This is a genomic window from Gemmatimonadota bacterium (genome assembly GCA_041390125.1).
In the GTDB taxonomy this organism is placed as follows: Bacteria; Gemmatimonadota; Gemmatimonadetes; order Longimicrobiales; family Gaopeijiaceae; genus JAGQIF01.
Genome location: JAWKQN010000004.1, coordinates 247,479 through 258,826, shown reverse-complemented (window position 1 = coordinate 258,826; position 11,348 = coordinate 247,479). Strand labels below are relative to the sequence as shown.

Sequence of the window (11,348 nt, the reverse complement as noted above, 5' to 3'; positions counted from 1 at the left end):
GCGATGCGCGCCATCCTCACCTATCACTCCCTCGACACGTCGGGATCGCCGATCTCGCTCCCTCCCGACGCCTTCCGTGCGCACGTGCGCTGGTTGGCGCGGGCGCCGGTCCAGGTGTTGACGCTGGACGCGCTCGTGCAGGCCCCGCCGGACCGACCCGCCGTGGCGCTCACGTTCGACGACGCCTTCGCCAATTTCGAGACGGAGGCGCTGCCGGCGCTGCGCGAGCACGGCCTGCCGGTCACGTTGTTCGTGCCCACGGGCCATGTGGGAGGAAGCAACGCGTGGGGCGGACACTCCGAGGCGGGCATCCCCACGCTGCCCTTGCTGGACTGGGATGGGGTGGGCCGCGTGGCGGAAGCCGGCGTGACCCTGGGCGCCCACACGGTCTCGCATCCGCATCTGACGGCCTGTGCCGACGATCGGCTGCTGGACGAGCTGACCACGGCGCCGCAGGTGCTGCGCCAGCGCACGGGACAGACGGTGGACACCGTGGCGTACCCGTACGGCGATGCCGACACGCGCGTGCGCAGCGCGGCAGAGCGGGTCTACCGCCTCGCGTGCAGCACACGCTTCGCGCTGCTGGCCGGCGACGAGCCCCTCGATCTCCCGCGTCTGGACGCGTTCTACTTCCGCGAAGGCGCGCGCCTGGAGGCATTCGGCACGCCCGCCTTCGCGCGCTGGGTGCGGTTCCGCGCGCGGCTGCGCGCCCTGCGCCGAGCGCTCGGGAGGCACGCGTGACTCCCGCGCTCAGCGTCATCGTACCGGCGCACCGGGCGCAGACGGTGCTTCCCCGCTGCCTGGCTGCACTCACCGCCAGCGACCTTCCGCGGGCGGAGTGGGAGCTCATCGTCGTGGACGACGCGAGCCCCGACGACACCGCGGCTCTGGCCGAAGGGGTGGCGGACCGGATCGTGCGCCTGGGCCCCCGCCCCGGCGGTCCGGCGCTCGCCCGCAACCGGGGCGTCGAACACGCCCGAGGTGGCGTGCTGCTCTTCGTGGACTCGGACGTCTGTGTGCACCCCGATGTGCTCCGCCGCGTGCGGGACGCCTTCGGGCAGGACCCCGCCCTGGCGGCGCTCTTCGGCGCCTACGACGAGCATCCGGGCGCACCCGGCTTCCTGTCCGAGTACCGCAACCTGCTCCATCGGTACCACCACCTGCGGGGCCGCGGAGAGGCGGAGACCTTCTGGGCGGGGTGCGGCGCGGTGCGCGCCAGCGCGTTCCGCGCGGTGGGCGGCTTCGACGCGGACCGCTTCCCCCGTCCCCAGATCGAAGACATCGAGCTCGGATACCGCCTGCGCGATGCCGGGGGCCGGATCGTCCTGGATCCCGAGGTGCAGTGCATGCACCTGAAGCGCTGGACGTGGAAAGGAATGCTCCGTACGGACCTGCGGGACCGGGGCATCCCCTGGATGCGCCTCCTGCTGGAGCGAGGAGACGCCGGCCGCGGCGACACGCTCAACGTGGACCGCACGGAGAAGGTCCGCACGGCGCTCGCCGGCGCGTCGCTGCTGGCGCTCGGGGTGGGCCTGGCATGGGGACACCTGGCGTGGGTCGGCGCCGGTGTGCTCGGCTTCGTGGCGCTGACCCTGTGGAATCGGGCGCTGGTGGGCTGGTTCGCGCGGGTGCGCGGGTGGGGCTTCGCGGCCCGGGTGATCCCCATGCAGATCCTCTACTACCTGCTCAACGGGGTGGCGGCCGGTCTCGGGATCCTCGCCCACCTGACGGGCCGCGACCGCCGGGTCGCAGCCCCGCGGAGCGAACCGGCCTGAGTCGACCGTGCCGGCCGCACGGCTGGCATGGAGCCTGCTTTCGTGGCGCACAGGCCGGTGTCGTCCGGAAGGACAGGCTCCTCGGGCCGGCCCGAACAGGCGGACGCCATGCGACATCCAGGAGACGATTCCCCACCGGCGGTCCGGTACGTCGTCCTGTCCCTCGTCGCCTTCCTGGTGCCCCCCGTCCTGGCGGGGCTGGCCCATCGGGGCGTCCCGGGCCTCGAGCCCCTGGTCGCCACGCTCATCCTGCTGCCGGCCCTCTTCCTGGGCTATTGGCGCGGTCCCCGCGGGGCCTTGCTGGGCGCGCTGGCCGCCCTCCTGTCGGGCGGCGCCGCGCACCTGGTGTCGGCGGGGGACCTCTTCGCCGAGGGCTGGAGCTGGGCCGCCTCCACCGCCGTCTTCGCGGGCGTGCTCTCCCTCCTGGGGGTGCGCTTCCGGGGCGACCTCGTGCGCGCCGAGACCATGGCGCTGACGGACAACCTCACCCGCCTCCCCAACCGCAGGCACGCGCTCACCTTCATCGAGAGCCGGTTCGCGGCCGCGGAGCGGGGCGCCGGCCTGTGCGTGGTCCTGTTCGACCTGGACCACTTCAAGCGCTTCAACGACGAGCTGGGTCACGGCGCCGGCGATCTGGCCCTGCGCGCCTTCGCCGACGTGCTGCGCGACAACACCCGCCGCATGAACCTGAGCGCCCGTATGGGGGGCGAGGAGTTCGTGTCGGTCCTCACGGATGCGCCCCTCGAAGGCGCCGTCACGTTTGCTCGACGGGTCCGGCGTGCGCTCGGCTCGGTGCGCTTCTCCGACCAGCCGTTGACCGTCTCGGCCGGGATCGCGGTCTACCACCCGGCCATGAAGGGGGTCGACGACCTCCTGGCGGCCGCCGACCACGCGCTCTACCGCGCGAAGCGCGACGGCCGCGATTGCGTACGGATCTTCGGCTCGGAGGAGCAGATCGCACCGAGCGCAGGGGACGAGGGCGAGCCCACCCGACCGGTCATCGAGCCGGTGGGCGCGGACCGGACCGTGCTCGTGGTCCATCCCGACGGAGAGCGTCGCGCCGAGCTCCTGGAGGCCCTGCACGCGGACGGGTTCGGCACGCTGCCCTTCGAGCAGGGGGCCGACGCGCTGGAGACGCTGGAGCGCCGACCGGACGTGCTGATCGTGGACCTGCACCTTCCCGACGGGGACGGACCGCGTCTGTGCCGGACGCTCAAGGCGCGCTGGCCCACGCTGCCGGTGCTGGCCCTGAGCGAGCCGCTCGACGAGCGGTCGCTGGGGGCCGTGGCGGAGGCGCAGGCCGACCGGTACCTGATCCAACCGATCGCCCCGGTGACCCTGCGCCACACCCTCGCGGAGCTGTTGGCGCAGCGGCGCCCGTCCCCCTCACACCGGGGCGGTGAGCGCTCGGCCGAACGCGAGTCCCTTCTCATCCAGCTCGCCGACGCCGTCGAGGAACGCGAGGAGTACGGTGCCGGCCATGGACGGCGGGTCCAGGCGGCCGCCGAGCTCCTGGGGGCCGCCTGGGCCCGGGCGGGCCACCCGCTCCTGGACCTCGAGGGCCTCTCCCTCGGCGCGCGGCTCCACGACCTCGGGCGGCTGGCGGTGCCGGCGCCGTTGCTCAACAAGGTGGTGCCCCTGACGGTGGAGGAGTTCCGCGCCATCCAGCGCTACCCCGTCGTGGGTCAGTCGCTGGTGGAGGTGCTCCTGGGCGGGACGGCGGCCCCGGCGGTCGTGCGCTGGCATGCGGAGCGGTGGGACGGCACCGGGTACCCGGACGGCCTGGCGGGCCGCTCCATCCCGCCCGAAGCCCGGATCTGTGCGGTGGCCGATACCCTGGATGCCATGACCACCTACCGCCGCTACCGCCCTCCGCTCGCCTTCAATGCGGCCCTGGACCACATCCGGGCCGCCTCCGGGCGCCATTTCGATCCCCGTGTCGTGGAGCTCCTGGACGAGGTCGCCGCTCCCCTGGCCGCCGTGCTGGAGTCGTTCCGGACCGAGCCGGAGTCCGTCCGGACGGGCTGAGGAGCGTGGCGCCGATCCCACAAACCGTTGACACGATTCGAGTTTGGGGGTATTGGTTCTTCGGTCGTCAGCCACGAAGTCCAGGTTCCCGGGTCCGCTTCTGCTCCCGCTCCTCCCACCTGACGGAGGGGGCGGGGCGGGCCTGTCCACCGGCTCCCCCGAAGCGAGCGCAAGCAGGTGTTGAGCGCGCACCAGCGGTCCGTACAAACCCGTGCCCGTGGAGACAGTCTCCGCGAGGCACCTCCGATCGTCCTTCCACGGCCCCGCCAAAAGGACGTCACGGCGCGCATCGCCCGCGATGCCCGGCGCCGCGCCCGTACCCGCGAGCGCGCCCGTCGCGTGCTGAACGTGCTCGCGGCGCTTTCGCTGCTGATGCTGGCCGCGCCCCTGATGCTGCTCATCGCGGCCCTCATCAAGCTCACCTCCCCCGGACCGGTGATCTTCACACAGACCCGGGTGGGCCTCGACCGGCGGGAGCGGGAGCGGGACTGGCACACGGTGGTGGACGGACCCGGGCGCGCCCGACGGCGCGTCGACTACGGGGGGCGTCTCTTCCGCATCTACAAGTTCCGTACGATGCGGGCCTCTGCTGACGCTCCACAGGTCTGGGCCACCCCGGACGACCCGCGCATCACGCCCGTCGGGCACATCCTGCGCAAGTACCGCCTCGACGAGCTGCCCCAGCTCTTCAACGTGCTGCGCGGAGACATGAACCTGGTGGGTCCGCGCCCGGAGCAGCCGGACATCGCCGTGGCGCTGCGCGCCCGCGTGCCCCTCTACAACGGACGGCATCGCGTCCTGCCCGGCATCACCGGCTGGGCGCAGGTGAACCACTCGTACGATCAATCCCTGGACGACGTGCGGCGCAAGATCCACCTCGACCTGGAGTACATCGAGCAGCGCTCGGCCGTGCAGGACTTGCGCATCATGATGCGGACGGTTCCCGTGATGCTCTTCCGGCGGGGCAGCCTCTGATCTGGGGACCCCGTCTCCGCCTCCCACAGAACAGGCCTTCATGACGCGTCCCCCGACCTCCCTGCGGACCCGGGACTTCACCGAGTCCGTCATCCGGGAGATGACCCGCGTCGCGCGCGAGCACGACGCCATCAACCTGGCTCAGGGCTTTCCCGACTTCCCCGCCCCGCAACTGCTCAAGGACGCCGCCTGCGCGGCCATCCAGGCGGACGACAACCAGTACGCGATCACCTGGGGGACACCCCACCTGCGTGAGGCGCTCTGCCGGCGCTACGCGGAAGCCTACGGGATGGACGTCCACCCCGAGCGGGAGATGACCATCACCTGCGGGGCCACGGAAGCCATGGTGGCGGTGCTGCTGGCCATCTGTGATCCGGGAGACGAGGTGATCGTCCTCGAGCCCTTCTACGAGAACTACGCCCCCGATGCCATGATCGCGGGCGCCAAGGCCGTGATGGTCCCGCTCGACGCGCCCGATTTCGCGCTCGACCTCACGCGGTTGGGCGCGGCGTTCTCCGAGCGCACCCGGGCGATCGTGCTGAACACGCCCAACAACCCCACGGGGCGGGTCTTCAGCCGCGCCGAGCTGGAAGGCGTGGCCGACCTGTGCCGGCGCTTCGACGCCATCGCCATCACGGACGAGATCTACGAGCACATCCTCTACGAGGGCGAGCACATCCCCATGGCGACGCTGCCCGGGATGCGCGACCGCACCATCACGGTCAGCGGCCTGTCCAAGACCTTCGCGGTGACCGGCTGGCGGATCGGCTCGGTCGTGGCGCCGGCCGACATCAGCACGGCCATCCGCAAGGTGCACGACTTCTTGACGGTCGGCGCGCCGGCACCGCTGCAGGAGGCGTGCGCGGTGGGGCTCGAGCGGCTGGGCCCGGACTACTACTCCGAGATGTGCGACGGCTATCGGCAGCGGAGGGACGTCTTCCTGCCGGCGCTGCGCGCGGCGGGCTTCACCTGCAGCGTCCCTCAGGGCGCCTACTACGTCCTGGCGGACTTCTCGGCCATCTCGGACGAGGACGATCACACCTTCGCGCGTCGCCTGACGCGCGAGGCCGGGGTGGCCCCGGTGCCGGGCTCCTCCTTCTTCTCGGAGCCGGTCCGCGGACGCTCGCTCGTGCGCTTCGCGTTCTGCAAGCGCATCGAGACCCTCGAGCAGGCCGGCGAGCGACTGGGTCGCTTCCGCGGTTGAGGGAATTGGTTCCGACCCCGCGCGTGCCGGACGGTGCGCGCGGGGTCGTCGCTTCTTCGGTGACCCGCTACTCCCGCAGGACGTCGGTCTCGGCGCGCAGCTCCACGATCCGGCTCTCCCAGCGACGCACCATGGTGACGAAGGCGTGCGTCAGCGCCTCGGAGAATTCCTTCCCCGCCCCCTCCTCCAGGTAGGCCAGGACGCGGTCGTTGGGCCAGGCGTTGCGATAGGGCCGATGCGTGCGCAATGCATCGTAGACGTCGCAGATGTGGACCAGGTCGCTGGCACGGTGGCACGGGCGGGCATACGTCCGGCGCGGATATCCACCCCCGTCGATGCGGATGTGGTGCTCGTACGCGACCACGGCCGCCATGTCCAGGGAGGCCTCGCGCTGGATGAGGATCTTGGCCCCCTCGACCGGGTGCCGATTCATCACGTCGCGCTCCCGGTCGGTCAGCTTCCCCGCCTTGTTGAGGATGTCCCGCGGCACCCGGATCTTGCCGATGTCGTGGAGGAGCCCCGACACCCCGAAGCGGCGGACGTCGCTCGGCCCGAGCCCGATGAACTCCGCAAGGGCCATGCTGAGCACGGAGACGTTCAGCGAGTGGGTGGTCGTGTACTGATCGAAGTCCTTGAGCTTGAGCAGCGGGATGATGACGTCACGATCCCCGTGCATCGCCACCGCGAGGGAGCGCACGATGGTGTCCGCCTCGAGCATCTGCAGCTTGCCCCGGTCGCGCAGCTCGTCGTGCAACCAGCGGACGGTCTCTGCCTCCTCCCGCAGCGAGAGCTGCAGGCGCCCCGTGACCAGCGAATCCTCATCGACACCCGTCGAGCCTCCGCGCAGGCCCACCGGTCCCCACCGGATGGTGGTGTTGGCCATCTGACGGGCGCTCGCGCTCCCCTCTGCCTGTCCCACCAGCTTGTGGTAGACCTCGAGGAGGAAGGCCTCGAACTCGGGCCGCGTAGCCGGACCGGTGAATTCCAGACGCTCGACGCCGGCCTGCGCCAGACGAGCGCTCCACTCCCAGTTGCGCAACGCGTGGAGCGGCCGGCTCTGGAAGATGACCTCTTCTCCCAGGAACGTGAGGATGGGTCGGGACTGAAGCTCCTGGAGCCGGAAGAGCGCCTCGTAGGCCGTGTCCACCGCGCGCTGGACCGCCGGATGCTCTTCGTCGTACAGCGAGAGGGTGGACAGCGCCTGCGCGAGCCCGGTCAGGAACCGGGCAGCCTGCTCCTGTTCGCTCATTCCGGGGCCTGCCCGGCCGCGGCGGCCCGCACGGCGGCCACCCGGGACCGGCGTGCGGCGTGCAGCAGGGGCTTGACGGCCGGATCGTCGGGGCAGGCCGTGGCCAGGGTTGCGAGCGCGTCCAGCATGGCGGGGGTCGCCTCCTTGAGCTTCTGGCGGCGGAAGAGGCCGGTCCCGGCATCGACCAGCTGGCGGAGCGCGCGCCGCGCCAGCGGTGAGGCGGAGCTTCCGAGCAGACGGATGGCCGTGCGGCGCTGCGGATTCGCGGCCGGTCGCACGAGGTGGTCGATCAACACCGGGAGCACCGTTTCCGGGATGCCCTGCTGGAGGTCCACCAGGGCCATGTTGCGCATGCGCTCGTCCCCGCTCGTCAGCGCCACCACCAGCGCACGCTTTCGGAGGTCGTCGTGGGCCAACGCCAGCGGGAGCGCCTCGCGCTGCACGCGCACGTCGGGGTGGCGCAGGTACGACTCCGGCGTGAAGCCGGCCGGCGTGGCGCCGGTACGCTGCAGGAGGCCCAGCGCGTTGCGCACCACGTACCAGCGCATATCCTCGAGGTAGGGACCCATGTGGCGGCCGATCATGGGCCCGAGGTCGATCAGTCGGCTCAGCACCTTGCGGCGGATGGCCCGCGCCGGAGCGTCCGCGAGGACGCGCAAGAGCGCCGGGATGGCCTGATCGGGCCCCGCGAGGTTCACGAGCAGTGCGAGCGACTCCTCCCCTACGTCGTCCAGTCCGACGAGCGCTTCGATCTGGCGGACGTCGCTCAGCCGGGCCCGGAGCAAGCGGCCCGTCTCGGTCATGTGCGCACCCTCGATCAGGGGCACGATGTCCGGCAGCTCCCCGGCGGTGATGACAGCGTCGAGCGCCGACTCGACCATGGGACCGTAGGCGTCCACCTCCAGCGCCATCTGCAGCACCGAGATGCCCGACAGGGTCGCGTCCTCCTCCGTCAGATCGAGGAGGGGCTGGGCCCGCGACAGCTCGTCGAGGATGCGGGTATGTGCGCGGGCGTTGGCATCGGGGAGCGTCCAGTCGGACATCAGCTCCTCGACCTTGCCACGGAGGTGATCCAGGGCGATCGGACGGAGCCGGTCTTCCCCCTCGCGCGCGTGGAAGGCGAGCTTGGTGAGCAGGCGCACGAGCCCGGGCGAGATCTCCTGCCCGGACGCCTCCGCGGCCGCTCGCAGCAGCTTCATGATGGCGTCGTCGCCCAACGTCTCCACGGTGTCGGCCACGAACCGCCGCCGCTGCGTCAGGTCTCCCCCCATCTCCAGCAGGCGACGCAGCGTGGGATCGTCCAGCTCCTGGATCAGCCGGCTCACGTTCTCGCGGACCTTCAGCAGGTCCGGGCTGTCGCCGGCCCGGATGTCCTCGGCGAGCTGCAGCAGATACCCGACGATCACCTGGTCGTAGGCGGCCGAGCGCTCGTGCTTGCGGATGGAGTCGGCGATCTCCTCGGGCGGCGGTGCCTGCTCGCGGCCGAACGGGCGCTCGGCCGCGGTCGCGGCCTGCGCCAGTTGCAGCCAGAGCCGCATGGCGCTCCCCGTGGGTTCCGTGGCATGGCGATCGAGCTCGAGCGAGTCGTAGCCCACGGGCACGAGCCGGATGCCCTGGAGCCGGGGGATCTCTTCCTCGGGACGCAGGCCGATCGGGGTCGCTCCACCGCGCTCGGCCTCGGTGGCGAGCGCCGCGAAGAGCTCGCGGAGCGAGTCGACGCTGATCTCGCGATTGAACGTCAGGGCGCCCAGCTGGTGCATGTGCAGGCGCCGCGCCAGGTCCTGCAGGACGGGGTTGCGTTGGTCGGTGGCGACGCCGTCGATGACCAGCTGCTTGTTGGCGATCCCGAGCGAGATGGACGTGCGGGTCTCGAGCAGGCGGCGCAGGATGCGGAAGAGCGCGTCACCCACCGGAGCCAGGGACGGGTGGTCCGGGGGATACATCGCGTAGCGATGGACGGCGATGGACAACTCGACCAGGAAGTTGCTCAACTCCCTGGAGAGCACCACCTCCGTGCTCCGGGCGCCCGGATTGCTCATCGGCCCCGCGATTCTCCCGGCCATCGGTCGGTTGACGGCTTCGCCATGCGCGGCGAAGCTGGTCCAGCGCCGACACCCCGGCCCGGACGCCCCAATCTCTCGCCTGCACGTGACTTCCACCACCCGACCGCCTTCCGGGCCCGACCCCGATCCCCTCGACGGCACCGACGAGCGTCGGATGCTCCCCGCCCTGCGACTGGCCTGGGGGGTCGTGGCCCTGCTGGCGCTGACCGGGATCGCCTTCCTGGGACTGGGTTGGATGTTTCCGGGCACCTGGCAGGCGGAGGCGTCACGGGTGCTCCCCGTGGAGCCCGCACAGGTCTTCCCGCACCTCGCGGACGTACGGGCGTGGGATGCGTGGACGCCCTGGGACGGCCTGCGGGACGCGGCCGGAACCGCGGCCACGGCGCGCGAACGGCACTGGGATGACGCCGACGTCGGTACGGGGTCACTTCGCCTGATCGAGGTGGATCCCCCACACCTCGTACGGTACGAGGTGCAGGTGGACGGGGGACTTTCAACCTCCGGCACGCTGCGACTCGAGCCCGTGGCCGGCGGTTCCCGCCTGACCTGGCTCGAGGCCGGGGACTTCGGGCGCAACCCACTGCTCGGCTGGTTCGCGCTCGGCATGCCGCGCATGCAAGCGAACGAGATGAACAAGGCACTGGACCGACTCGAGGCCCTCCTCCAGCCGTCCTGACCCCGACGGTCCACGCCGGGGGCGGTGACCCGCGCCCGACCTACGCCCCCTGTCGCGCCAGCGCCAGGAGATCCCGGTTCGTCTCCGTGCGCCGCATGGCGCCGAGCAACTCGCTCATGGCGTCGGAGGCGTTGGCTCCGCCGAACTGACGGCGGAAGGCATGCGACAACGCCAGGGCCCCTTCGTCCAGCAGGAGCTCCTCCTTCCGCGTGGCCGAGGCCTGGAGGTCGATGGCGGGGAAGATGCGCCGATCCGCCAGCTCACGGCTCAGCACCAGCTCGCTGTTCCCCGTGCCCTTGAACTCCTCGAAGATCACCTGGTCCATGCGCGACCCCGTGTCGATCAGCGCGGTGGCCACGATCGTGAGCGATCCACCACCCTGGCGCGGATCGATCTTGCGCGCGCTGCCGAGCAACCGCTTGGGCTTCTCGAGCGAACCGGCATCGAGGCCGCCCGACAGCGTGCGGCCGCTCCCGTCGTGCAGCGTGTTGTATGCGCGAGCCAGCCGCGTGATCGAATCCAGGATGATGACGACGTCCTCGCCCGACTCCACCTGACGGCGCGCCCGCTCGAAGATCATCTCCGCCACGGCGGCGTGACGCTCGGCGGGCTGGTCGAAGGAGGAGGCGACCACCTCTCCGAATCCACACATCTCCATCTCCGTCACCTCCTCGGGACGTTCGTCCACGAGCAGGATGACCAGACGGCACTCGGGGTGGTTCTTGGTGATGCCTTCGGCGATGGCCTGCAGCACCATCGTCTTCCCGGCCTTGGCCGGGGCCACGATCATGGCACGTTGACCTTTGCCGAGCGGGCAGAAGAGGTCGATGATGCGGTTCGTCGGATCGGGCTTGCCCAACCGGCGCAGCCCGCATTCCAGACGCAACTGCTCGTCGGGATGGACGGCGCTGAGGCGGTTGAACTCGGGTCGGCCCTTCAGGTCCTCGGGCGGCTTCCCGTTGACGAGAGCCAGGTGGGTGAGGGGCGGGCTCTTGCCGTTCTTGGGCCGCTTGCCGACCGACCCCCACAACTCGTCACCCGTCCGCAGGCCGAACTTCTGGATCAGCCTGCCACCGACGTAGATGTCGTCTTTTCCAGGGATGTACCCGGCCTCGGCTCTGCGGATGAAGCCCGATCCGCTGCCGAGGACCTCGAGGATCCCGAGCGGTCTTTCACTACTCACGTTTGCATGGGGGTTGATCCATGAAAGCCTGGCCGGCGGGCGCGAGAACGCCCCGGCACCTGTGAAACATCGTCCTTCGGGGAAGACGGAACCGCGAGCCGCATGAACCGGCACCACGCGGGAGTCTCCAGTGAACCGTCCGTCCCGTTCGGCCTGCGCACCCGGGGAAGATCTCGTGGGGGTGCACCGATGCGA

9 protein-coding genes are annotated in these 11,348 nt (G+C 71.0%); 6 read left to right on the top strand and 3 right to left on the bottom strand.

Annotated features, from left to right (window positions below; translation table 11 throughout):
• Positions 1 to 3 precede the first annotated feature (3 nt).
• The 5 genes from R3E98_04420 (at position 4) to R3E98_04400 (ending at position 5,982) form a co-directional block, all read left to right on the top strand.
• A complete protein-coding gene (locus R3E98_04420; GenBank protein ID MEZ4422628.1) occupies positions 4 to 741 on the top strand; it encodes a polysaccharide deacetylase family protein in 738 nt (245 codons plus the stop codon).
• Positions 738 to 1,775 carry a glycosyltransferase family 2 protein gene (locus R3E98_04415; protein MEZ4422627.1) on the top strand — a complete coding sequence of 346 codons (1,038 nt, stop codon included), beginning with the start codon at positions 738 to 740 and terminating at the stop codon, positions 1,773 to 1,775. The genes R3E98_04420 and R3E98_04415 overlap by 4 nt, the downstream gene beginning before the upstream one ends.
• A gap of 108 nt (positions 1,776 to 1,883) precedes the next feature.
• Positions 1,884 to 3,803: a diguanylate cyclase gene (locus R3E98_04410; GenBank protein ID MEZ4422626.1), complete on the top strand. Its 1,920-nt coding sequence runs from the start codon at positions 1,884 to 1,886 to the stop codon at positions 3,801 to 3,803.
• Between the two features lie 339 nt (positions 3,804 to 4,142).
• The gene (locus tag R3E98_04405) at positions 4,143 to 4,778 is read left to right on the top strand and encodes a sugar transferase (protein ID MEZ4422625.1); all 636 of its coding nucleotides are present in this window, start codon (positions 4,143 to 4,145) and stop codon (positions 4,776 to 4,778) included.
• A 40-nt stretch (positions 4,779 to 4,818) separates the two neighbouring features.
• Positions 4,819 to 5,982 (top strand): aminotransferase class I/II-fold pyridoxal phosphate-dependent enzyme, encoded by a 1,164-nt coding sequence (locus R3E98_04400; protein MEZ4422624.1) that lies wholly within the window; start codon positions 4,819 to 4,821, stop codon positions 5,980 to 5,982.
• Positions 5,983 to 6,049: 67 nt separating this feature from the next.
• Here R3E98_04400 and R3E98_04395 read toward each other — a convergent pair whose 3' ends face one another.
• Entirely contained in the window at positions 6,050 to 7,231 is a 1,182-nt protein-coding gene (locus R3E98_04395; protein MEZ4422623.1) for an HD domain-containing protein, read from the bottom strand.
• Positions 7,228 to 9,270, bottom strand: coding sequence for a hypothetical protein (locus tag R3E98_04390; GenBank protein ID MEZ4422622.1), 2,043 nt, complete (start codon positions 9,268 to 9,270; stop codon positions 7,228 to 7,230). The genes R3E98_04395 and R3E98_04390 overlap by 4 nt, the downstream gene beginning before the upstream one ends.
• A 178-nt stretch (positions 9,271 to 9,448) precedes the next feature.
• On the opposite strand from R3E98_04390, the gene R3E98_04385 reads away from it, so the two are divergent.
• Entirely contained in the window at positions 9,449 to 9,970 is a 522-nt protein-coding gene (locus R3E98_04385; GenBank protein ID MEZ4422621.1) for an SRPBCC family protein, read from the top strand.
• Between the two features lie 40 nt (positions 9,971 to 10,010).
• On the opposite strand, the gene rho is transcribed toward R3E98_04385, so the two are convergent.
• Entirely contained in the window at positions 10,011 to 11,153 is a 1,143-nt protein-coding gene (rho, locus tag R3E98_04380; GenBank protein MEZ4422620.1) for a transcription termination factor Rho, read from the bottom strand.
• Between the last annotated feature and the right edge of the window lie 195 nt (positions 11,154 to 11,348).